Source organism: Natronococcus sp. A-GB1, assembly GCF_029688845.1.
Lineage (GTDB): Archaea > Halobacteriota > Halobacteria > Halobacteriales > Natrialbaceae > Natronococcus.
The window spans coordinates 1-21,394 of the sequence record NZ_JARUKW010000034.1; the positions used below are offsets into that span (position 1 = coordinate 1).

At 56.4% G+C, this 21,394-nt stretch carries 23 protein-coding genes and 1 pseudogene; 17 read left to right on the forward strand and 7 right to left on the reverse strand.

What is annotated here, in order from left to right; translation table 11 throughout:
• Both QA600_RS22000 and QA600_RS22005 read left to right on the forward strand, forming a co-directional pair.
• A pseudogene (locus QA600_RS22000) lies at nt 1-735 on the forward strand (hypothetical protein); the annotation flags it as partial.
• Between the two features lie 28 nt (nt 736-763).
• Nucleotides 764-1,009 (forward strand): hypothetical protein, encoded by a 246-nt coding sequence (locus tag QA600_RS22005; protein ID WP_278294082.1) that lies wholly within the window; start codon nt 764-766, stop codon nt 1,007-1,009.
• Between the two features lie 34 nt (nt 1,010-1,043).
• Here QA600_RS22005 and QA600_RS22010 read toward each other — a convergent pair whose 3' ends face one another.
• Nucleotides 1,044-1,358 carry a hypothetical protein gene (locus QA600_RS22010; RefSeq protein ID WP_278294083.1) on the reverse strand — a complete coding sequence of 105 codons (315 nt, stop codon included), beginning with the start codon at nt 1,356-1,358 and terminating at the stop codon, nt 1,044-1,046.
• Nucleotides 1,359-1,595: 237 nt separating this feature from the next.
• Here QA600_RS22010 and QA600_RS22015 point away from each other — a divergent pair, with 237 nt between their 5' ends.
• The 5 genes from QA600_RS22015 to QA600_RS22035 all read left to right on the forward strand — a co-directional run bounded on the left by QA600_RS22015 (nt 1,596) and on the right by QA600_RS22035 (nt 11,752).
• On the forward strand, nt 1,596-2,102 hold the full coding sequence (locus QA600_RS22015) for a hypothetical protein (RefSeq protein ID WP_278294084.1): 507 nt from the start codon (nt 1,596-1,598) through the stop codon (nt 2,100-2,102).
• Nucleotides 2,103-2,174: 72 nt separating this feature from the next.
• Nucleotides 2,175-3,836, forward strand: a complete 1,662-nt coding sequence (locus QA600_RS22020; protein WP_278294085.1) for a hypothetical protein — start codon at nt 2,175-2,177, stop codon at nt 3,834-3,836.
• A gap of 554 nt (nt 3,837-4,390) precedes the next feature.
• The gene (locus QA600_RS22025) at nt 4,391-7,288 is read left to right on the forward strand and encodes a conjugal transfer protein (protein WP_278294086.1); all 2,898 of its coding nucleotides are present in this window, start codon (nt 4,391-4,393) and stop codon (nt 7,286-7,288) included.
• Nucleotides 7,288-8,640 carry a hypothetical protein gene (locus QA600_RS22030; protein WP_278294087.1) on the forward strand — a complete coding sequence of 451 codons (1,353 nt, stop codon included), beginning with the start codon at nt 7,288-7,290 and terminating at the stop codon, nt 8,638-8,640. The genes QA600_RS22025 and QA600_RS22030 overlap by 1 nt, the downstream gene beginning before the upstream one ends.
• A gap of 1 nt (nt 8,641) precedes the next feature.
• A complete protein-coding gene (locus QA600_RS22035; protein ID WP_278294088.1) occupies nt 8,642-11,752 on the forward strand; it encodes a TraM recognition domain-containing protein in 3,111 nt (1,036 codons plus the stop codon).
• Between the two features lie 115 nt (nt 11,753-11,867).
• Here QA600_RS22035 and QA600_RS22040 read toward each other — a convergent pair whose 3' ends face one another.
• Both QA600_RS22040 and QA600_RS22045 read right to left on the reverse strand, forming a co-directional pair.
• Nucleotides 11,868-12,143 (reverse strand): PadR family transcriptional regulator, encoded by a 276-nt coding sequence (locus tag QA600_RS22040; protein ID WP_278294089.1) that lies wholly within the window; start codon nt 12,141-12,143, stop codon nt 11,868-11,870.
• A gap of 92 nt (nt 12,144-12,235) precedes the next feature.
• Entirely contained in the window at nt 12,236-12,553 is a 318-nt protein-coding gene (locus QA600_RS22045; protein ID WP_278294090.1) for a hypothetical protein, read from the reverse strand.
• A 386-nt stretch (nt 12,554-12,939) separates the two neighbouring features.
• Between QA600_RS22045 and QA600_RS22050 the strand changes: the two genes are divergently transcribed.
• The 3 genes from QA600_RS22050 to QA600_RS22060 all read left to right on the forward strand — a co-directional run bounded on the left by QA600_RS22050 (nt 12,940) and on the right by QA600_RS22060 (nt 14,341).
• Nucleotides 12,940-13,224, forward strand: coding sequence for a HalOD1 output domain-containing protein (locus QA600_RS22050; protein WP_278294091.1), 285 nt, complete (start codon nt 12,940-12,942; stop codon nt 13,222-13,224).
• A gap of 482 nt (nt 13,225-13,706) precedes the next feature.
• A complete protein-coding gene (locus tag QA600_RS22055) occupies nt 13,707-13,982 on the forward strand; it encodes an AbrB/MazE/SpoVT family DNA-binding domain-containing protein (RefSeq protein ID WP_049892105.1) in 276 nt (91 codons plus the stop codon).
• A gap of 2 nt (nt 13,983-13,984) precedes the next feature.
• Entirely contained in the window at nt 13,985-14,341 is a 357-nt protein-coding gene (locus QA600_RS22060; protein WP_278294092.1) for a type II toxin-antitoxin system PemK/MazF family toxin, read from the forward strand.
• Between the two features lie 45 nt (nt 14,342-14,386).
• On the opposite strand, the gene QA600_RS22065 is transcribed toward QA600_RS22060, so the two are convergent.
• From QA600_RS22065 to QA600_RS22080, 4 genes are all read right to left on the reverse strand, one after another.
• Nucleotides 14,387-14,782, reverse strand: a complete 396-nt coding sequence (locus QA600_RS22065) for a hypothetical protein (protein WP_278294093.1) — start codon at nt 14,780-14,782, stop codon at nt 14,387-14,389.
• A gap of 4 nt (nt 14,783-14,786) precedes the next feature.
• Nucleotides 14,787-15,209, reverse strand: coding sequence for a hypothetical protein (locus tag QA600_RS22070; protein ID WP_278294094.1), 423 nt, complete (start codon nt 15,207-15,209; stop codon nt 14,787-14,789).
• A gap of 689 nt (nt 15,210-15,898) precedes the next feature.
• Complete coding sequence (locus QA600_RS22075; RefSeq protein ID WP_278294095.1) at nt 15,899-16,468, reverse strand: SprT-like domain-containing protein; 570 nt, start codon at nt 16,466-16,468, stop codon at nt 15,899-15,901.
• Nucleotides 16,469-16,476: 8 nt separating this feature from the next.
• Nucleotides 16,477-16,836, reverse strand: a complete 360-nt coding sequence (locus tag QA600_RS22080) for a hypothetical protein (RefSeq protein ID WP_278294096.1) — start codon at nt 16,834-16,836, stop codon at nt 16,477-16,479.
• A 322-nt stretch (nt 16,837-17,158) separates the two neighbouring features.
• On the opposite strand from QA600_RS22080, the gene QA600_RS22085 reads away from it, so the two are divergent.
• The 7 genes from QA600_RS22085 to QA600_RS22115 form a co-directional block, all read left to right on the forward strand.
• Nucleotides 17,159-17,416, forward strand: coding sequence for a hypothetical protein (locus QA600_RS22085; protein WP_278294097.1), 258 nt, complete (start codon nt 17,159-17,161; stop codon nt 17,414-17,416).
• A gap of 2 nt (nt 17,417-17,418) precedes the next feature.
• The gene (locus tag QA600_RS22090; protein WP_278294098.1) at nt 17,419-17,580 is read left to right on the forward strand and encodes a hypothetical protein; all 162 of its coding nucleotides are present in this window, start codon (nt 17,419-17,421) and stop codon (nt 17,578-17,580) included.
• 132 nt (nt 17,581-17,712) lie between these two features.
• On the forward strand, nt 17,713-17,931 hold the full coding sequence (locus QA600_RS22095; protein ID WP_278294099.1) for a hypothetical protein: 219 nt from the start codon (nt 17,713-17,715) through the stop codon (nt 17,929-17,931).
• 90 nt (nt 17,932-18,021) lie between these two features.
• Nucleotides 18,022-18,252, forward strand: coding sequence for a hypothetical protein (locus tag QA600_RS22100; protein WP_278294100.1), 231 nt, complete (start codon nt 18,022-18,024; stop codon nt 18,250-18,252).
• A gap of 115 nt (nt 18,253-18,367) precedes the next feature.
• The gene (locus QA600_RS22105; protein WP_278294101.1) at nt 18,368-18,496 is read left to right on the forward strand and encodes a hypothetical protein; all 129 of its coding nucleotides are present in this window, start codon (nt 18,368-18,370) and stop codon (nt 18,494-18,496) included.
• Between the two features lie 96 nt (nt 18,497-18,592).
• On the forward strand, nt 18,593-18,943 hold the full coding sequence (locus QA600_RS22110; RefSeq protein ID WP_278294102.1) for a hypothetical protein: 351 nt from the start codon (nt 18,593-18,595) through the stop codon (nt 18,941-18,943).
• Nucleotides 18,944-20,925: 1,982 nt separating this feature from the next.
• Nucleotides 20,926-21,394: hypothetical protein (locus QA600_RS22115; protein ID WP_278294103.1), on the forward strand; the 469-nt coding region annotated here is incomplete at its 3' end.

A 21,394-nucleotide genomic window follows, 5' to 3' on the forward strand; every position in this document is an offset into this window, starting at 1 on the left:
GATACGATCAACACTCGCCAGACGGAGCGCTACGACGGAACAGTGAACGAACAGGGATTCGGCCAGAGCTGGTCGACGACGGGGATTGTTGGGCACACGGATATGTCGGGGACGACGTTGTTCCAGAACGTCATCTGTGGGCCGTGGCCAGATAACGGATTGTACGTCCAGGGAGGCGGTCGACAGATCGTTCGAAACTGCATTGCCTCGAACTCCGGGACCGCAAATATCCGGTTTAATCAGACCGACGATTGGGATCTGATTCCAGAGATCGACGAGACTGAGGATGGTGAGCTTACTCGAGATGGTCCCTATGGTCAGTCGACGGTAGAGGACTGTGTGACTATCGTTGATCGTGTGCCATCAGGGGTGCACGAAAGCGGCCGTTCGATCTGGCATTACTCTGGAGAGGGCGTGATTCGAGACTGTGAGGTGACGATAGCCCAGGAAAGTGAGGCCAGCGGCGCCGGGGGTAATTTTGCGATCGGGACTCGTTCCGGCGTGACTGAATCGACAATCAAGAACTGCCGGATTTCGCTGCTCGAGCCGACGGATGCGTTTTATTCTGGGACGTCAGGACCAGTGACGCTTCGAGACGTGGCTATCGTTGCGGAGGGGTGGGATCCAGGCTCAGTACCGGCTGATGTAATGGATGGCCACATGCCCACCCTCGAGAACGTGACGCTGAACGAATCACCTCAGTACAGCTTATCTCTCACCAAAATATATTTATAGAACAAGATTATACCATGCAAAAACAGAGATGCCAGGACTCCTCACCAGATCGAATGCTGCTGCTGCACGATTTTTCGCGGTGGTAACGTTCTTAGCCGCCTATATGGCCTATTCTGGATTTGGATTACTTTCAGCACTCGTTATTGCAGCGTCAGGCGTCGTTTTGTGGACTCTCACTGGAGATCCGCACAATCATGGTGCAATCCGGCGTGTCTCAGGCGGTGTGCTCTGGATGATTCTCTTTTTCTTCGGAATTGGAATTGGCGTGACATAACCGGACTCAGAATTAGTTTTGTGTGAGGATTGAGCTATGTCTGACCCTTAAGATCGCGACCCGCATACAAGAGCATACCCTTCCAGGTGAATCCGTGCCACTGGCGAGTTTCGTTTAGTTGTTCGTACTGGTCCGAATTCTCTATTTCCGGGGTATCGAGCTGTCGATGAGTATGCATTAGAAGCCCGCGCCAGGTGAGCCCGTGCTGTTCTTTGAGATTGTCGAGGCGTTGGTATTGTTCAGAAGGGAATTCAACTGAGACATAGCGAGTCTTGTTTTCCCCTTCGATCTCGATGTTGACTGATTTGGAATCGTCTTCGTCAGTATCGGTTTCGTTGCTATCCGCCATACTGATCACCCAGCACCCCATGGCTGTGTAGTTGGCAGATCTGTGCTGCGTATCACACTATGCGGGGTTAGTGCTCACTCACATAAATCTCCGCTAAGAATCGGATGGAACCAATAACTAGTTTAGATACTGTTAAGGAATAGATTTATCACTTTGAGGCTAGACTTCACTTATAGAAGTCTCACTGATAGAGTGTGTATAAGTTGCTAATGACTTGGTGGGGCTTTGAGAACACAAATGACCGAAGAAAAACCTACTGCGGATACGGATCGGGATCGTACGGTTCTCCAGAAACTCTTCCTGTGGGTTCTGCAGTCGGCTCACGAAAGCCGAGCAGAGCTCGAGGACCTCACTTCGGAAGGGAACTTGCTTCGGCGTCAGCTACTGACGCCGGTTCGAGCAATGGTTCTCATGGGAGCCGTTTCACTGATTGCATCGCAGTCAGTTGCGGCACAGGAAGGAGAGGGAACAGACATCTGTGGCGAGGGCTTTGGGCTGATGATCTTCGATATTCAGATGATGGCCTGGCAGGTCATCCTTGGCGCACTGTTCCTGATCTTTATGCTTGGGCTGGTCTTGCGGGCAGTACCGCTGTTTACTGGCTCAACGGCAGTTGGGAGTCTAATGATGATTGGACCGATTGTGGGCGTGATCGCGTTCATCTTCTTCGTTCAGTTCATCGATATCGCCCTCGGCTATGCCGGGGGACCAGGCGTCGGCGAAGGCTGTTCGCCGTTCGTCTAAACTCACATACCAATGAGAATTGCCCGAATTGTTCTTCTAATCGCAGTGTTGTGTAGCGTCGGAGTACTCGCTATGCCGGGTCTTGCTGCTGCTGACGCTGGTCTCTCGGCGGATGAGGTGGTGCTTCAGACTGATGGTACTGACGCCAACGAGAGTGTCTGGGAACCGCCGGAAGATGACGAACGTGACGCTGACAACGAGTCTGATGCACTGGCTGGTTCGAATGATGATCTTGGTGTTGGGGTCGACGAGACCGATGACGATCCCACTGAGAATGAGTCTGAAAATGCGTCCGGCGATGGACTCGAGAATGGGGATGACGAACCGCTCCAGATTGAGAATAGTGAAGATCGCGAGGAATTCGAGGAACTCTATCTCGAGGAGAACGAAGATGAAGAGGAAGAGCCAGCAGGGCGCTCGATCCTTGGTGGTGCCGGAAGTGCGGTCAGTAATACACTGAATCCGGCAGACGCGGCTGAAGAAGTCTGGGAGCGGCTCACCGAGATGTTTGCTGGCGCGATGAGCTTCTTCGTTGAGGAAGTCTTCAACGAGGCCCTTGGGACGCCGACGATAAACAATGACGGTGCCTTCGGTATCTTGGGCACGCCAGAGGCCCTCGAGGAGGGCGAACAAACGCCGTCGCACAAAGAAGCTGGCCTCTACGATGCGATGGCCACAGAGAACTATGTGACGGTCTACGAGGAAGTCTATCTCGGATTGGTAATGCCGATGGCGATCTCGGTCATGTTCCTGTTGGCACTGTTGATGTTGGTTGCGCCGGCGATCACGGCGATCACTCGTCGGAAGGTCGGCTCGATACTCGCCTCAGGTGTGTTCGTCGTGATGATGATCGTCGCCGTCTGGGAGTTCGCGACGCTCATGCACGCGTTGAGTGACGCGGCGGCGCAGTTGTTCCTCCCGGATGGAGAGGACGTCCTTGACTCGGGAGTGACGACGTACTCGGGTGGTGTGGCGACGGCGCTGATCCTCTACTTCAAGGGATGGGTTGGCGGCGCTGCCCTTGGATTGATTCACGCAACTCGGCACGTTCTCTTGTTCGTGTATCCGGCAGTGTTGCCAATCTTCTTCATCTTGGCCTATTGGGGCGGTCACCGCCGAGTGAAGCAGGTCGGCTCGTTCTTCATCTGGCAGTGGTACGGGCTGCTGGTGATGAACATCCCGACGGCAATCTTGCTCGCGTTCGCGAACGCTATCGGTTGGCAGCTCTTCCCGTGGGAACTGCTCAACTTCCTGGCGACGCTCGGAATCTTCGCGCTTGCAGTGCTGATTCCGTTCACTGTGAGCGGGTCGTTTTTCCTGATTGGGCTCTCGATGCGCGGGGCCGCAGTCGGGACCGCTTCATCGGTCGTCTCGAAGTACGCTCCGTCACCGCGGCCAGCGTCGGTATTCGGTGGCGAACGGACACGCTCGGCAAAGGAGCGTCTCAAGCGTGGCGGCGAGAGGGCAGGCGCTGCAGCGGCGAATCGGTCGAAGGCAGCAGCCCAGCGAGCGAAGTCCTCTGTGAACTCTCGACGGCCGATCCGGACCGACGGTGGTCAGTCGGCCAACTCGAGTTCGGGTTCGAGTTCGGGTGGCTCGAACTCGAGCACCACGCAAGGAGCAGGTGTCACGCCGGATCAACGCCGCAAGGCTGCACAGCGTCGGCAGGATCGTGCACGAAATTCAAAACAAGCTGAGCGGGCCCGTAAGCAGTCAGACCACTATAGAAAATGAGCGACAGCACCAGTCAGTCAGACGGTATCGACCACAAAGTAATCCACACCGGGACAAGCGATCAGGTTGTCCTCGGAATGAGTAAGATGGAGGTTCTGGCGGCGGTCGCGCCGCCGGCGATAATCTGGTTTATTGGTCGGCAGATGATCGGCGGTCTGCTAGGGACGCTTACGTATCTCGTGGCGATCGTGTGGTTGTTCGCAGGCTTCGGTTTCATCGTCGCGAAGGATCCCTGGATGACCGCTCGCTTCTACGCCGAGACAGTGCTTCGATCGTTTTCGCAGCAACCCACCATGCTCTTCGATAGAAATCCCGCTGACTTCGGTATTGCACAGCCAACGAACGATTCTCTCTTTGGGACGGTAACGTCGATTCCCCTCACAGGACTCCGCTATCTTTCCTCAGTTCGAGGTCCAGATTCGCCAGATGACAAATCAAAGGGTCCGGTTCGCACTCAGGATTTTGTACAGTACACGAAATCCTACCACGGGACGCCAGCGGTCGAGACCGACCACGGTCACGTGGTTGGTGCGATCCGGATCTCGCCGGCGAATATGGTCACCTCGAGCGAAGAGGAATGGGAGCGTCAGTCTCGGTTCTACGCGAAGGTGTTGGACACGGCGGTCAAGGGCAACATCCAGATCGCCGAGTACATGCGGATGGTTGATTACACACCGCGGATCGAACGATATAGTCAGCGCGAAGAGGAGATTCTCACGACGGCTGACGGTGAGACAGCGCCCGGTGAGGTCGACTACTCCGAACTCGAGTTTGGGAAGAAGGTGCTCGCGGATCTATGCCAGGAACGCGCTGATGTCGTTTCGATGTACGACCTCTCGACGTACACGGTCGATCCGTATCTGATTGTGGAGGTCAAACCCGGTGATGTCGTCACTCAAGACGATGTTGAAGGTGGGCTCACATCGATCCCGGTGCTCGGTCGGATGTATACTCACTGGAAGGTCCACCAGCTCAAGCAGGCTGGGGAGCACATCCCGCAGATGATTACGTTGCTCGAGGATCGCCTCGATACGATTAGTGACTCGATTCGACGTCTCGAGGACGTGAGCGGGCACCCAATCCCGAGTGAAGAGCTCTCGCAGGTCGCGGCGGATCACTACCAGGCGGCGAACGTCTATGCCCACGCCGACTATACGTCGCTCGTTCGGCAGAGTCCGATCCCAACGCCCGAAGTTACGGAGAGTGGTGTTGAAGTCGGCGAGGTCTCTGATCCGGAGTATGACGTGACCTACGCGCATCTGGACGTTGAGGCTGAACGGGATCCGCGAACGACGCTCTCGAGGCGGCATAATCAGCTCGCGATCGCTGATCAGGATGCGAGTGATTCGGATGATCCAGACCCCTCAGTGCAATCGGAGTCGCCTGAGCGGCCAGAGGCGACGACTGATGGTGGTGTCACAGCAGAGTCGCCAGAGGTAACAGAGTCTCCGGGGAGTGCAGAGATTGCACTCACAGACGAGGAACTCGAGGAGCAGTACATCTCATTGCTGGCTCCTGAGGAGATTGAACGTTCCTGGATGGACGGTGGCGGCAATCATCTTCGGATTGACGGCGAGATCTATGCGGCGACAATGTTCATCTCGAGCTATCCGAAGGATCCGCCTGAAGGGTTCCTCGAGCCAATTTTGCAGTTCGATGACGCGGAGGTACAGACGAATGTCGCGACCCACATCGAGACGATTGACCAGGACAAGGCCGAGCAGGAGCTCGAGGACTACGCCGACGCACTCCGGAAGAAGTACGAGCGGGTCAAGGACTCCCGAGTCGAGATGTTTGCAAGTCGATATCGTGATGAGGCCGATGAGACGCAGGCGGCACTCGACTCGTATCTGCAGAGTGAGCACGATATTTTCGAGGCCCAGACCTATATCGAGGTTCGGTCGTTCAATCCGGATGCGTTGAAGCGGGCGATTCGCTCGATCCGGACGAAGATGTCCGACATGAGCGCGGAGGTCTCAGTCCTTCGGCAGAACCACGATGTTGGTCATCAGACGGTCGCACCGGCGTGTCAGGACAAGGTCGACCAGAAGGTGAAGGTTCGGTCGGAAGCGCTCGCGGCAATGAATCCGTGGACGACGACGAACCTCCACGAGCCCTCGGGTGTTGAAATTGCCGAGAACATGGCGACGAACGAGCCGCTGGCTGTCGACGTTTACAAACGCGACGCGGGGTACAACTGGGTAATCGTCGGCAAGACCGGCGCTGGCAAGACGGTTACCTCGAGTCAGTACCTCTGGCGCTACAAGGTCGATAATCCTGATTCGTTCATTGCAGTGATTGATCCCTTGCAGGAGTTCGCCAATTTGCAGGAGGTCTTCGGCGGCGAACGCATTGTGGTCGGATCGACCAATATCAATCCGTTCGATATCAAGCCGACGCCAGAGGACAAGCTCGATGCGATCGGTCACTCGGCGCCCTATCGGGAGTGGCTCGATTCGGGACTTGACTTCCTCGAGCTCTACTACAAGATGCAAGGGTTCGATTTCTCGCAGTATCGAGCGATTTGGACGAAGGCGCTCAAGCGTGCCGGCGAGAAGAAGGGGATCACCGAGGATCCGAAAACGCACGATCCCGAGTATCGCAAGTCGGAGGGGTACGACGGCAAGGCACCGACGATGGCCGATGACGTCCTCGAGATCATCAACGACATGTCGAGCGATGGGGCTGCGTATGTTGAGGATTCGTCGAACGAGAGTCAGGTCCGCGATCGCGAGGAGAAAGCGACCACGGTGATCAACAACCACGTCGAGCCGTTCCGCGATGGTGGGCACCTCGAGCACCTCGCTCACGAGACCGAAGTCGACCTCGAGGACACGGACTTCGTCTACGCCGACTTGCAACTCAAGGAAGGAGATGAGGAAGGCGGCGGGCTCATGATGCATCTTCTGCTGGACCTGCTCTATAACGAGGTCAAGTCCCGTCCCGAGCCGGGCACGATCTTCTGTGACGAGTTCCACTACCTGCTGCGGGACGATATGACGGTGAAGAGTCTAAGCCAGAAGTATCGCCACCATCGTCACTGGGATCTCTCGATTGGGGCTGGGACGCAGAGTCACAAGGACTTCTTCGGCACCGACGGTGAGGGCAACGTCCATCTGACGGACAACGCCGAAGTCATGCTCGAGCTCTCATCGATGGAGATCTACCAGTACGTCGAAGGGATGAACGAACAGTGGGGCAAACGGCTGGGACTCTCGAGTGATGAGGCCGACTTGATTGACAACCTCCAGAAGGGGAACCTAGCGGATGGGTTCTCCGAGGTGTTGCTTCGGGTTGATGACGAAGGTTGCTACCCCGGGCGCGTCCGGATGGATCACGACCAGAACCCTCGAGAGGCGGTTGCGTTGATGTACGATCCCTCCGAGCACGGCGAGGACTATGCGTCATATCTCCAGCAGTACGACGACGTTTGTGGCTGGAGGTGGTCCTGATGGGCCTTGGCAATCGGACGGTGTGTGCCACGAAGCAGAAGCTTGGACTTGATGATGGCTACGAGGCTCTCGAGGTCACGCCTGAGTTGGCGGAACAGTTGTATGGTGAGTTGCCTGAGCGTAAGTCGATCGCCGTCCAGCCGAGCAAGGACGGCGGCGGGCCGAAGGATGCAATTGATCTACTGACGGCCGTCCACAATCCCGGTCGGGGTGGTTTGTTCGGTTCATCCGATGGACCGACGCATTCGTTCGAGATGCGCTACATCAACGGGTTGGTTGGCTTCCAGTGGGTCATGGCGACGACTGAGGCCCAGAAGCAGATGCAGCGACAGCTTGAGACGTTTTACCCGGATGCTCATATTGACGTCTCGGAGCATGATCGGCCAGCGCTGTTGCCCCTCGAGGAAGGTCGCTACGTCGCCGGTGCATATCTCCGACTCCGGAAGCGTTCGGATGGGAAGCATCTGTATCCGATCAAGCACATGGACATCGAGGGGTTCGAGAACGACCCCTATGGGTCGATCACTGCGGAGATGATCGGTGAGCGGGAGTCCGATACTGAGACGGACTTGGCCGTGCAGACGATCTTCGAGCCGGCACCGGCGGATTGGTGGAAGGGCGGGCTGCTCTCGTCATCGATCGATGACATTGCAGACGAACTCAAGAGTCCGCGAAAGGACGAGTCGTTCCTCCACGCGCTGAAGTACGAGCTCTTCCCTGAGAAGTTCGACATTATCGGTGAAGAGCGAGAGGCGTCGAACAAGGACAAGCAGGCATCGAACATCGTTCGCGAACAGCGCGGGGAGAAAGGCTTCCGGATGAATCTGCGGATCGTCGGCGTCTCGGACGATCCGGATTCTGCGGTTCGGCGGGTAGCGGAGACCGCCCAGCAGTTCGACGGCTACTACGAGAGTAAAACCGAGCAGGGCTTCGAGGTTGTTCCGCTGTATGACAAGCGGCTTCGAACCGAACTCGAGCGGGCTTATGGCCGCACCCGTGCGGATCGAAAGATGATCATGGGCGTTCGTGGAGCTGCTGGTCTGATCCATATCCCGAACGACGACATCAACACACAGGACGTCGACTGGTCGCTGACGTCTCACGCCGGCGACGTTCCAGCAAATGCGCCGAGGTTTTCGGAGTTCCACGATTCTGGGATCGTTCCATGGGAGAAGGAGCTTCGATCGGTCGGCCTCGAGGGGGCTGATTGGTGGACGTACGATATTCCCTCGACTTGGAGCGATCCTGAGGAGTACGATAGTTGGAGTGTTGATGCCGATAGTCAGCCGTCCAATGGCGATCGCGAGCTAGATGACCGCAATTCTGAGCGAGACCAGGAGGTGTCCGCATAACATGACTCTACCATTCGGCGACGATGGCGAACCAGTCGAGGAGATCGAGAAATTCGGCGCACGGATCGAAGGAGAGGACGATCCGAGCGAACCCGTTTTGATTAACAATAAAGAGTGGGCCATACAGCGCTACGATCCAGTCGAGGAGGAGATCGAAACCTACGCCGGTGCCTGGCCTCGAGCAATGATCGAGAACGCACAGGCAGAACCACGACAGCCGCTCTGGATCGGTGTCTCCGAAAGTTCCGGTCGCGAAGTTCCTGTTGAGTTCGACCGGCTCTTTCGGCACGTCTTCTACGGTGGCTCGACGGGGACAGGGAAGACGACGAAGATGTACAATGACGCCGTGGCTCTCATGTACGGTGGCCATGGCGTCACGATTATCGACCCAAAGGGCGACGACATCTATGATCTCTTGCGGCGGGTTCCAGAGGACCGCTGGGACGATGTGATCTACATTGCGCCGGGGGACGATTTCTTGGACAAGTCGGTTGGGTTCAACCTCTTCGAGACCTACCACGAGCCCGACGAAACCGGATTCGACGAGGAGATTGAGGGAATTGTCGACGACTTCAAGGAACTGTTGAAAGCTGGCGACTTCTGGGGCAATCGGATGGACCGCGTCATGAAGACGATGGTCCGAGGGATGATTCGCCACGAGTTCGAGTTCACGCCCCTCGAGCTGTACTATGCGTTGCTCGACGAGGAGAACCGCAGGGAGTACGCGGATCTGATCGCGTCGGCTGATGACGATGACATCGCGTTTCTCGAGGTCTATACGCGACAGATTGCTGAGGAACTGACTGAGCAAGAACTCGACGCACTCGTGGGTCGACTGAAGGACTGGGTGGAGAACCCGATTACTCGCCAGATCCTGGCCCAACGTGAGTCCGACGTCTCGATTGCGGAGGCAGTCAACGAGGGGAAGATCATCATCTGCAAGAACGACCTGCCCGGCGAGGCAAAGCGGATGGTTGCGACGGCGGTCATGCGTCGCGTCTGGACCTGCGTGAACGATCGGATCAACCCATCAGAGAAGAAGGTTCGCGAGCTCGCCGGAGCAAATACCTCTGGTGGGGATTACGATCCGTACTTTTTGATGATCGACGAGTGTGACGATGTGCTCACTGAGGCATCACAGATCGATAAGATGCTCACGAAGGCTCGCTCGAAGAAGCTTGGGTTGCTGTTGGCTACGCAGACGCTTCATCAGTTGGATGCAGAGGCTCAGCAGGCGATTCTGTCGAACTGCAATACACTGGTTTCGTTGAATCCACTGCTGCCAGATGAGGCTCGAGCGCTCTCTGATCGATTCGGTGGAAAGGATCCTCGAGATTTGACCCAGATCCCGGACTACCACGCCCAGACGAAGCTGCGCCACGAGGATGACTCGTTCATGGCGAAGCTAACACCACCATACCCGCCGTTGCACTCGATCGAAGAAGCGTTCGAGTTGATTCAAGAGTCGACCGAACGCTACGGGATCGAGCGCCAGTCCGGCCGGGAGGTCCTGGATGGGCTGTTCTTCGCTGGTACTGGTCAGTCCGACGCAGCGGATGCAGTCGGTCGTGAGAACACCTCGAGTGGTGTCGAGGAGCCGATGGACGTCGACGATGTCGAAGCGGCCCAGGCGGCATTGAAGGCGATCTACGACGAGACGATTCGAGCGGAGACTGACTCGGTTGAGACGTCAGCTGCTGAGAGTGCGGTGACCGATGCAACAGGTCTTGAGTACACGCAGGCGTCGAACATCGTCGAGCGTTTGGAAGCAGCCGGTGCACTCGAGCAACGGAGTACAAGCGACGGCCTGGAGATCACGGTGACACCTGAGGGACGTGGCCAGATCGGGCTGGAGACTGGCTCGGGAGGCTCCGGTGGGAAGAGCAAACACCGGCACATGCTTCGAGAGGTCTACGAGTGGGGGACACGCATCGGGTACGAGATGGAATTGCCAACTCAGGACGGAGACGAATTGCCGGATGCGGTTGGCGAGGTTCCACCGTCGATTGTTCCCGACGGAGATCTCTCTGCAGAGGAACGTGAACAGGTCGTTCGGTCGCGTCTTGAGGACGAGTATCCCGAACTTCTCGAGCTTTCGGGGGCAAACACGTTGTACATCGAAGCGGAGTCAAAGGGACTCTCGAAGCCAGGCGGCCCGATCAAGAACGCGGCGAAGGCCCCAAGCCCTGAGCAGCTGTTATTCGTCGTTGGCGACGGTGGCGACGATGGACTCACACGGAACGCCGAACGTCTGGCATCGATCTTCGGTGCCGATGGGAGCGATCCGTTCACGTCGATTCGAACACCGACGGGGGCTGCTCGGAAGTTCTACACCCGCGGGAAACTCGAGATGGCTCGCGACGACTCGGGGGCTGAGAAGCTCGCGATCGTGCCGGAAGATGTTTCGACCGAGTGGGTTGAACTCGAGAGTGGCGCGATCGTCTGTCGTAACCGGGACACTGACGAGACGTACCTTCGGTTCGACAGTCCCGAAGAGTATCGAGAGCGTGACCCGACCGATGCGCCTGCGACCGTTCATTACGATCCCGAGGATACCAACTATGTCGTCGAACGGAGCGGCGACGTTGAGCGGAAGTACGGTGGGAAGGATCCGCTTACCGACGACTGGACGCACATCTACGAACCGGTGATCCCTGAAGCAATATTCCGCGAACACGGTCACGAGTCCGTTCCCGAACCCGAGGAATTCCGGATTGCCATCGTGCCGAACGATGATCGCGACCTCGAGGGTGAGCCGGAGCTGCTTATGTTTGACGTCGGCAGCGAAGCGGCGATTCCGATTGGCACCTGGCTAGATGGGTCGACTGACAGTGTCACCACTGAGTCGGCGGAACCCGAACCCGAGTCTGCGATTGGGTCGACAGCAGAATTGGTGAGCGCTGACGAGACAAACACGGACGGAGACGACAGCGACGCTGAAAGTACCGATCGGGATGCAGTACCACTCCGAGAGCCCGAGGAGCCTGTGCCTGCACCTGAAACACCAGAGCAGCGGCCGGATCCCGAGTGTGAACCCGAAGCTGAGGATGACAGTGGTCAAGAGAAGGAGGAAGAAGAGTCCACTACCGATAATTCCTTTAATTCGATCTAGTCCCTCGACTGCTGGCTTTTCAAGATAAACAGCGCTGTTCACTGACGTAGAGTGAACGCTCGAGCTGACGGCTCCTTTCCAGCGGTTCGATGTTGCCTAACGAAGAACGGTCGAGTTAGAGGTCGACGTACTGTGATTCCCACTCGCGACGCTCCTCAATGGCTTCATCCCCTTGATCAGTGAGCGCATAGTAGTTTGTTCGGCGATCGAGTTCACCTTTCTCGACGTGTTCCTTATTGACGAGGGTATCGAGGTTTGGGTATAGTCGCCCGTGGTTGATTTCGGTGCTATAGTACGATTCTACCTCGTCTTTGATGTCTTGGCCAGATGGGTGGTCGGCGCCTGCGATGACGTACAGGAGGTCTCGCTGGAAACCTGTAAGATCGTCCATGGTGACTTATCCTTGCACCTGTATATTGTTATCCCTGTCGTATGATTAGTCAGTCTCGATCTACAACTTCGGCAAGAACTGTATTCTCTCCTTTAGTTTCGATCTGAAAGCGATTGGGTAGCTACAGAGGTAAGCTGGTCGAGGAGGGAGTTGATGACCGAGCCACTGCTTTTCTCCGTGTCTGTAGAGTAGTCCTCTCGAGGACCTTCATACACTTCGAGTTCGACACGACTTGCAGCCGAGAGTTCGCCCTCGAGGACCTCGAGATTGAGGATTGCAGTCTGGTAGATCACGAGCGCACGGATCTCATTGACGTCCAGATACTGGATGCTGAGTCCCTCGAGCGCTGAAGGCAGATCAATTGGGGACCCAAAGGTATGTTCCCGAAATGGATCCGAATCGCTTGGCATCGGATTCTTATTTGGGGCCTGTGCAAATAGACCCTCTCTCTTTGTTGCAGTCGCTGAAGGTTCTCTGTGGAGACGTCTTCGGGAAAGGATGGAAGGAGTTGCAAACGGGCCACCGGTCAGGTGGGGAGTTAGTGCCGGTGGCCAGGTGCAGGGTGGGGTGCTGTGTGGCAGTGTCGCGTTGGGTGATGCGCGACACTCGGAATACTCGTTGGAGTCATTATCAATCTCTTGCTTGCCCTACGGACTCGAAGCGATATTTCGGGGGTGGTCCCCGAACGTGTTAGCCGTGAACGCCAAGCTGACGCACTCAAACCCCGATAAACGATCACTGGGAACTGGTCGGCTGTTTGAGAAGCAATTTATACAGGGATGTGGCAGTCCGTGCTATGCCAAATTCACCTGTCCAGCAGACAAGTGGTGCTCCAGTGTCGAAACAAAGACCTCATCACGAGATGACACCCGTTGTTGCAGTCGTTTCTGCAGTTGCCGATGCTGCTGGCACAGATCCACTCGAGTTGCCGCCGCTTAGCAAGGCGATTAACCCAGAGGCACTGAACGACTTGGTCGGCGCTGAGAGGAGTTCTGGTTTGGAGTCGGTCTCTTTTGCGTATGCCGGATACGATGTCGTTGTCTCCGGCACTGGCGATATCGAGGTAGCTCCATCTGAGTGAGTTGGAAAGGTTGAGCCGCTCCTGGGAAAAGATCGCCTAAGATAGATTTTTCGCTGTTCGTATGCGAGCCCTTCTTCTACTCAGGAGACGACTATTCAAGACTAGTCATAATGGCTTCCAAGCAACGCCCAAAGAAGGTCCGTATTGTGTGCAGAGAGTGTCCCTTCTCGAAGGAGGTTACTACGGAAGGAGACACATCTGCGGAAGTGATCCGGGAACACGGTCAGGAAACAGGCCACAAACTCACTATTGAACAACTCGACGACGTTGAGTAACTATTTTCTACGAAGCAATGACTGGGTGTCATCGGACCAAGTATATCGTGGCGATGAGTATTTAGGATGACTGCTTCCCCAGTAGCAACCTGTTTCCGTGCGAACGCTAGTTCGCGGTTTTCTCGTTCGGTGATACGCTCCAGACAGCAGTGATTTGTGACACAACCCACCGACGCCTTTTTATGTATGAATATGAATTGAATATGTATGGCAGCATCCAACGGAGAAACTCGACGCGTGGGAGAGCGTGGACAGGTAACGCTTCCAAAAGAGCTTCGAGAGGATTTTGGCATTAGTGGTGGCGACGAACTTGAGTTCCGCGTGGAGGGAGACAAAATCGTAATTAAAAAGCCAGTCTCGAGAGAGGACTTGGCAGAAGGATATCGCGCTCGAGCAGAGCGTGATCGTGAGATTGCCGAGGAATTCGAGGGAGCGTCGCGTGAGGCGGACGACTATCTTGGTGACGTGCCGGAGCTCGAGTAACGATGCATGTTCGGCGTGGCGATATTGTCATTGTTGAGTTAGATCCGACGAAAGGCTCCGAGCAACGCGGAACCCGACCGTGTCTCGTCGTACAGAATGACGTCGGAAATGAAAACGCACCGACGACGATTGTCGTTCCGTTTACGACGTCATTTGGGGATCGACTATACCCCTTCGAGGTCAAAATTTCGGCTGATGAGTGTGCACTCCGCGAGGACTCCGTCGCTCTTTGCAGCCAAATCCGGACAGTGTCGATTGACCAGCGGATAACTGAGGTCGTCGGATCAATCCCCGATGAGCGGATGGAGGCCGTTGAACAGGGCCTCGAGTACAGCCTTGGAATGCGGGGAGATTGGTAACCTCTCTGGATCCCTGTGAATTCTCGTACTTCGTCAAAATAGCGGTTACGTAGAGGGGGAGGAAGGACCGCTGTCGGTACGTAGCTGGCCGTCGTCCTCTTCTAGGAGGCCTGCTTCGGCGAGTCGGTCTAGCGGCGTTCGCGAGTAGTCGATGTCGTCGCCACCGGGATGGTACTTCTCACCGAGAGCTTTGGCGGCACACTCGCTACAAAGCCGCTCCTTGAGGAGGCCGTCATCGAGATGATCGAGTTCGACAGTCCGCCAGTGCCCAGCGCGGGGGGTGTGGCGACACGGGGTCTCCGGTTCGTCTCGTGTGCTCTCTTTGCTGGGGACATGGATCGCCCGGCCTGATTCCGAGTAGGTAGATCGAATCCAGTAGTCGGCGGCTTCGCGGATGGCGTTGACGTCAATATCGTCTGTTTCACGTTTTGTCTTGGCCATGCTCCTAGTCCTCAGATTCGTTACCACGGTCGATCTGGACGGTTCTCTCGTCGGGACGCTCGAAGGCGAGCAGCTGATCGCCGGCCCACACATTCAGTTCAGGTGGGTTATCCCAGTTAATCTCGTCAGAGTCGATCTCAAGCGCCTCAAGGACATCTTGGGGGACCGTGAGCATCATCACGCTTCCGTCACCTTCGAATCGGATTGAACTCGCGAGCGGGTCTGTCCGGCCATCGATCCGCTCTTCTACGCCGATCGCGGGAACCATGCCGATCTCCTCGACGGCGTGCGGATCGAACCGGAATGAGCCATCCTCGAGACCGGCCGCGCGGATTGCGTTCGTGATCCGGACGACGACCGATCCCTTCGCCTGTCGGAGCTTAGCAGTCTGGATCTCTCGAATGTCGACGTTCTTGTCTTCGGTCATTGGAGTTAGGATATGTTTGTGCCATGGATCCGTATTGTGTCGGCCTTGGGGCAGGGAGGCCGTCAAACCAGAAGCCGGTGCGCTGAGTCGAACAGCGACGGCGTCGTGAGGACGCCGTCCACCATGGCACCGGTGATGTCGGCCGGACGTGTCATCCTGACATTGAACGGGTGTCAGACGCCGTCACGATCACACGCATCCCACTATATTGACCGATCACGCCGGCGCCGGCATCCTTTTTCCGACTTGTCCTTTCCGCGACGTTGCTGGCGATGTGCGAGGTGTATAGACCGGGGTGAGATGACGCACCAGCGATCTCGCTGGTCAACACCACGCAGTAGCCGACTCTCAGCCTTCGTCTCCTCGAGCAGCGCCCTGGTATAGTCCCCCAGGTCGTCGCGGTCCTGGGCTTGATCACGAGCTCAGCTAGGCTGGCACCGGAGTCCACACCAGGCACCGCTTTAGCTCACCGACGATCTTTGGCTCGACGTCGTCCGCGGCTTCGAGCAGTCGGGAAAGCTGTTGGCCGCGTTCGTAGCCCGCCCGATGCGGGCTTCTTCGGTCGGCTTGTCAGCGCCTCGAATTTCAATCGTGAGTGCCATGGATTCTGTCAGGGTATCTTCCGATACATCAATATAATATATGGGAACAACATAAAGGTACTGATCGACTGCAGGGAGGGCGCCAGATCAGGCGTCCTCAACTCGGAGATCGCCACCGCACTGACAGCGATAGTTGCCGGGGTTCTTGACGATCTTCGAGCGCTGGTAGCGCGGGTCGCGCTTCTCGCAGTCGTCGCAGACGATCCAGTATTTCGGGTCAGCAAAGCGCTCGCAGTGGCGATCGGTGTCAAGTGGATCAACCCACCGGGTGAACGTTGGACCGTGATCGGCTTCGCCGTGCTTGTGGAACTGGTAGGCGTGGATCAGTTCGTGGCGGACCGTCCGAGCGAACTTCTGCCAGCCATACTCGCGGTATGCGTCCCACGAGAGCCGGATCGTGATCTGACCGCTCGCTCGGTTGTAGCCGGCCTTTCCTGCCGAGCGCTGCATCTGGGTCGATGTCTCCCAGTTGATCGACTCGACCGGCAGCTCGGGGAAGTGCTCACCGGCGACGTCGGCAGCGTGCGACGCCGCTCGAGCACGTAGCTCTGCTTTGGTCTCGGGTTCGTCGAGCTCGCGTTCAGCGACGCTGTCGGCCGTCTCACTATCGGTAGCGGCCTCGAGTGCGTCAGCGAGCGATAACTGTTCGGTGGACATCGGCCCGTCTATTCCTCTTCGCCGACCCGCCAATCCACGTTTTCGTCCGTGTCAACCTCAACGCCGTCGTAGAGTTCAATGACTTGCTCCGCAGTGGCCTTCAGGTCGTCGGAGAGTGGCTTGAATTCCTGATTCTGCGAGACAACGACCGAGCGCGGAACGCCTTCCCACTCGAGCGGCAGCGGGAACCAGCGCTCGAAGGCAACGTTCGCACCAGTGTCGACGTAGAGAACGACCGTCTGACCCGGTAGAAGGCTGATATCTTCGCTCTCGAGCGTTCGGGCAACGGCGACGAAGCGCGTCTTTCCGTCAACCTGGGCGTCGCCGGGCTCGTCGTGCATTATCTGGATCGTCTCGTAGTCGATCATCTCGACCTCACCCGCCGCGAGGCCTCGGTTCTCGGTCTCGGCTTCCGTTTCCGCGTTGGGTTCTGCAAGTGCCATGGTTCCGGTCAGGGAACGCCCCTGTAACCATACAATATATGGGTAAGATAATAAAGGTACCGAATTGTCTGCGAGCCATGACCGACCGGTAGTTTTAACACACTTCCAATACAATATATGGGTACAGGGAACCACTCCCTGACTGGATTCCATGGCACCCGAAATTGCGACACAGAACGACGCTGGAAGCACCGGACCGACAATCACCGATATCGACGACCGTAGCGTTCGCGCCCTAACCGAGTACATGAGCGTCCTCGAGGACTTCGACCACGTTCGCGGGGCTGACGACATGTACGTCGTGATCACCGAGAGGCAGTACACGGTCGACCTCCGCGAAGGGTCGTGCACCTGCCCTGACGCGACCTATAACCTCGGAGCGGGTGAACAGTGCAAGCACGAGAAGCGGGTCCGCTACGCCACCGGCGACTGGGAAATCCCGGCCGGTGTCGACGAGAGCTCGATTGATCCCGACCTCGGCGAGCACGTCACGCAGAGGGACTAACAATGCCCGAATGCGACAACTGCGGCGCTCACGTGACCGAGCAATATCGGCGCGTTTTCGCCGCGAACGACGGAACGCTGCACGGCTGTCGCGCCTGCCGTGAGCAGGTTGAGATATTCAACGGCGCCGGCGCCGGCGTCGAGACCGACACCCTTCGACTCTAGCCGCAGCAGCGCTACATCGATTTTCAGTTTTTAGCACCCAACAGCGTGCGAGCTCGCGATCTCGAGAGTCGAGTGAGACAGTGAGGGTCGTGGCTCGGTGCGCTTGGGAGATCGTGATCACCGACGGTCTACTTGGACCCGTACTACTCGGTTGAGGATGTCCTCGAGGCCGTTCACGTATTCGACGTCGATTGTGGTCCCAACATCGGCGCCCGCTCCTCGAGGGGATCGGCTCAACGACTGGTTCGCGCCGGATTCGCCGAAGCGACCGCCCGAATGCTCCCCTACGAGTTCACTGCCGACTGCGACGAGTCGTTTTCTCAAGACAGGGCACTGACGCTTGACGTTTAGCGTACTCGAGAGCAGCGACGAGAATCGGTACTTTTAATATAGTAACCATACAATATATGGGTACAGGGAGACACACTCCCTGACTGATCCATGGCACGGAAAGACGACCTTCAGACTGAACTGACCGAGAACGAAGACGGATTCTGCACGCTTCAGGTACAGAGTAAACGCGGCGGCGGGACTCGCGACGAGGACCGCGTCAAGGCCACGCTTGGGCGGAACTCGATCGAGGAGATTGAGGAGGACCGCGAGCAGTTCCTCGAGATGGTCGAGGAGACCATGGCCGAACGCCGATCGAGCAACCAGAGCGACAGCGAATAGAGCCATGTCGCTCCGTTTTGAGAGCGCTGCCGAGAGTGACCAGCGACCTGTCGTTGCCGAAGCCCGCGCTGTGACGGCACCTGAACGGCCAGGCGATCGGCAGCACGAGAAGATCATGCAGAAGCTCCACGAGCGGCGAACAATCGACGAGAACCGTCCGCCGGCGCCCGAACCCAATCGCGCACCGATCCGCGTCGACGACCCCGGCTGCACCGAACGGCAGTTTCGCCAGATGGTGCTCTAGCGGAGGTTCTTTCATAATGAACACTCAGAACTACAACACCAATTTGGATCAAACCGTCAAAAGCGCCGCCCACGACCATATAACGGGGGGACTCTGATGGGGGCTGTGACGTTCGAAACGCTTGCATTCGGGAAAACCGTCGAAGAAGCGTTTTCGAAGGCTGTCGAGGACGCTCGGCATACGCACGGTCACGGCGGCTACACCGGTACGATCGCTGAGAAAGACACGTTCGAGGTGATACCCGAACGTGGGCACAAAGGCCGGCAGAAACGCACTGTCGCACGCGAACTGATCGAAGAAGGGGACGAGCGGATACAGAGCAAGCGAGGTCCTGCCGGAGCGATCAACTGCTCGGGCACGACCGAAGCGAAACGGTATCGCGAACGAAAGGGTCTGAAAGGTAAGCACGGCGACGTCTGGCTGTTCTTCGGTTGGGCGTCCCGCTGAACTCCTCTTTTGAGTAATGTTAATAGATCGTCGCACCCGGTCGGACGATTACTACAGCTTCCTTGGGCGACTGTCTTTGAGCCCGCTGAACTCGATTCGTAGCCCGCCCGGCGGCACCACTCGGTTAGATCTTTTCTGGCGAAAGAAGGGCTTCTAATGGTTTGCAGTTTGACTACGTTCGGTACTTCTCTCTCGATGTCGTCTTGCGATCTGGATCAAAAATCACCGAGCATAGACACTGCTTGATTGCACCATCTTCTTGCGAAGGTTTTTACAGACACACTGGCAACATCCTGTTGCAGGGTCCACGCTCAAGACTGATTCAATGCCATGGATCCGGTCAGGGATTGTGGGCCCTGCAATTCTAACCGCTGAGACACTTCTCGTGAAATATAGTTCTACGTCAGCCGTACATCTGACCGAATCTCTTGTGTGAGCGAGTTCTTACGGGTGGTGAGGAGAGTCGCCGGTGCCAAGACTAACAGTAACGATCACCGACGAGTAAGCCGAACTCCTTGAGTAGAAAACGGGGGACGGCGGCGAGTATGAATCGAAGAGCGAGGCAGTGAGAACGTTCATCACCGAGTATGAACGCCTCACGGAACGGGTGGATAAATTCCAGAACGAACGTAATCGCTTACAGCGGCAACTCACGGTTACGAACAGTCGTATTGACGAGGTCACTGAGTTAGTCGAGTACGTTGACGAACAGCGAGAGCTCGAGCGCTATCGCGAACGCCGCGAACGTATGGTCGATCAAGCTGGCGTTCTCACTCGAGTGAAGTCGTGGCTCACCGGCGTCCCTGTTGACGGTGAACTCGAGGAATGATCCAACTTAACCAACGGACGGGGTGTCTACCGGCCGATGTTGGTTAAGATCATGGAAGCTATAGGGACCTTTCTGGGCGGCGTCAATAGATCGTTCCATGACCGATGACATTGACACCTACGACTGTCCATCCCCGACTGCTCAAGGACATTCGGGGCGAGAGAAGAGTTCACAAGCACAAAATACTGAACACCCCGGCGAGCACCGGCGTGAGGAGTGGTCCGACACGCTAGCGGGTCGGCAGGCGCACCGCGATCGCAAAAAGGACAATGATGGTGAAACCAGCGAGGAATAACCAACACAAGGATTCCCGACCTACCGATTGTTAGTTAAATGCCATGAGGAAGTACTGAACGCCGGAAATGAAGATAATAGCGCAGCAGCCGCTAGTTATATTTGAGAGAGTAATGTAAGCATAGCCGACGTCCCACAAAACGATTGAAAGCTATACCACCGTGATCGACGTGCCGCTACCGGCTACGTCGACGCGCTCGACGTGCTTCGCGCTTGGCTTTGCGCTGGGCCTTCCGAATTTCGCGCTTCCACTCGCGTTCGGCCTTGCGCTTTGCCTTTCTCATCTCGCGTCGGGCTTTGGCTTTCGAATATCCCACAGGGTCGTCACCTCCCGTTCCGCGTTCTCATTGACACCTCGCGCTTGAGAAGCGCTTTTCGGGAGGAGTGTCCACGACGTTCGGTGATCGTCGTTCATACGGAACTATCAGACTATTTGATCTGGTATGTATTTAAACTGCCGGTACCGGGGTGAAAGTGAAAGCATTAGCAAGGGACCTCTTATTGTCGAATATCGAGGGATACATAGACAATTGTCGAAATTCATTCTTTCGGTTCTGGCCTAGTTTGCCAAACTATCAGTCATGCCTATTACTAACGTAAGACGTCCCTACGGGTTTCGCGTTCAGCGTCAGTCGCGGCGGCGAGTTCCCACGTGATCCGACTTACCTCCGGGTCAGCGCCTCACAGTCATAGCCCAGTCGGACCAGCGTAGTGACTATCACGTGTCCTCAGATCTAATTGTGTGCATTGGCTGTCGCTGGCTGCGGCTTCAGATTTAAACCTGTGCCTGTCAGGCTTGAGGAGTAGTGTTTCAAGCCACCTGGAAAGTTGTTAAGTGTGTGACGACTAAAACCTCCATATGGAATTTCCCGGCATAGATGAAGATAGTGCCTCAACCACACACGTGGGGGAGGAGCGTAGAAAAGTAACCGGAGTGAAGGCTGGTGGTGCTTTAGAGGCTTTTGTTGACGAACTCAAGAAGCTCAGTTCTGAGTATTCTAGGCCTGGTCCTTCAATTAAAGACGACTTTCGTCTTCAAGAGCTGTATACAATTCCCATCTCCAGTGCTGACAAAAGCAAGTTCACAATCACTAACAGAGACAACGCAGCTTGGCCTAACCGAGCGATCGACATCCAGTTTGACTGGAACAGAAATGGTGAGTGTTGGGTATGGTCTGTTGAGAAGCATGATGGTGAAAAGACGATTATTTCAAATCGACCTGCACATTATGGGAAACCCTATCTGTATGATAACTATTTGGCGTTCATGTTCATCGACTTTGGGGAGCATGAGCACAAAGTTACTAAAAGCAATCTTGGAAATAGGA

Bases quoted from the DNA above. Each gene is read 5' to 3' on its own strand.
- QA600_RS22005 (WP_278294082.1), top strand. From the start codon at position 764: ATGCCAGGACTCCTCACCAGATCGAATGCTGCTGCTGCACGATTTTTC.
- QA600_RS22010 (WP_278294083.1), bottom strand. From the start codon at position 1,358: ATGGCGGATAGCAACGAAACCGATACTGACGAAGACGATTCCAAATCA.
- QA600_RS22015 (WP_278294084.1), top strand. From the start codon at position 1,596: ATGACCGAAGAAAAACCTACTGCGGATACGGATCGGGATCGTACGGTT.
- QA600_RS22020 (WP_278294085.1), top strand. From the start codon at position 2,175: ATGCCGGGTCTTGCTGCTGCTGACGCTGGTCTCTCGGCGGATGAGGTG.
- QA600_RS22025 (WP_278294086.1), top strand. From the start codon at position 4,391: ATGGTCACCTCGAGCGAAGAGGAATGGGAGCGTCAGTCTCGGTTCTAC.
- QA600_RS22030 (WP_278294087.1), top strand. From the start codon at position 7,288: ATGGGCCTTGGCAATCGGACGGTGTGTGCCACGAAGCAGAAGCTTGGA.
- QA600_RS22035 (WP_278294088.1), top strand. From the start codon at position 8,642: ATGACTCTACCATTCGGCGACGATGGCGAACCAGTCGAGGAGATCGAG.
- QA600_RS22040 (WP_278294089.1), bottom strand. From the start codon at position 12,143: ATGGACGATCTTACAGGTTTCCAGCGAGACCTCCTGTACGTCATCGCA.
- QA600_RS22045 (WP_278294090.1), bottom strand. From the start codon at position 12,553: ATGCCAAGCGATTCGGATCCATTTCGGGAACATACCTTTGGGTCCCCA.
- QA600_RS22050 (WP_278294091.1), top strand. From the start codon at position 12,940: ATGCCAAATTCACCTGTCCAGCAGACAAGTGGTGCTCCAGTGTCGAAA.
- QA600_RS22055 (WP_049892105.1), top strand. From the start codon at position 13,707: ATGGCAGCATCCAACGGAGAAACTCGACGCGTGGGAGAGCGTGGACAG.
- QA600_RS22060 (WP_278294092.1), top strand. From the start codon at position 13,985: ATGCATGTTCGGCGTGGCGATATTGTCATTGTTGAGTTAGATCCGACG.
- QA600_RS22065 (WP_278294093.1), bottom strand. From the start codon at position 14,782: ATGGCCAAGACAAAACGTGAAACAGACGATATTGACGTCAACGCCATC.
- QA600_RS22070 (WP_278294094.1), bottom strand. From the start codon at position 15,209: ATGACCGAAGACAAGAACGTCGACATTCGAGAGATCCAGACTGCTAAG.
- QA600_RS22075 (WP_278294095.1), bottom strand. From the start codon at position 16,468: ATGTCCACCGAACAGTTATCGCTCGCTGACGCACTCGAGGCCGCTACC.
- QA600_RS22080 (WP_278294096.1), bottom strand. From the start codon at position 16,836: ATGATCGACTACGAGACGATCCAGATAATGCACGACGAGCCCGGCGAC.
- QA600_RS22085 (WP_278294097.1), top strand. From the start codon at position 17,159: ATGAGCGTCCTCGAGGACTTCGACCACGTTCGCGGGGCTGACGACATG.
- QA600_RS22090 (WP_278294098.1), top strand. From the start codon at position 17,419: ATGCCCGAATGCGACAACTGCGGCGCTCACGTGACCGAGCAATATCGG.
- QA600_RS22100 (WP_278294100.1), top strand. From the start codon at position 18,022: ATGGCACGGAAAGACGACCTTCAGACTGAACTGACCGAGAACGAAGAC.
- QA600_RS22105 (WP_278294101.1), top strand. From the start codon at position 18,368: ATGCAGAAGCTCCACGAGCGGCGAACAATCGACGAGAACCGTCCGCCG.
- QA600_RS22110 (WP_278294102.1), top strand. From the start codon at position 18,593: ATGGGGGCTGTGACGTTCGAAACGCTTGCATTCGGGAAAACCGTCGAA.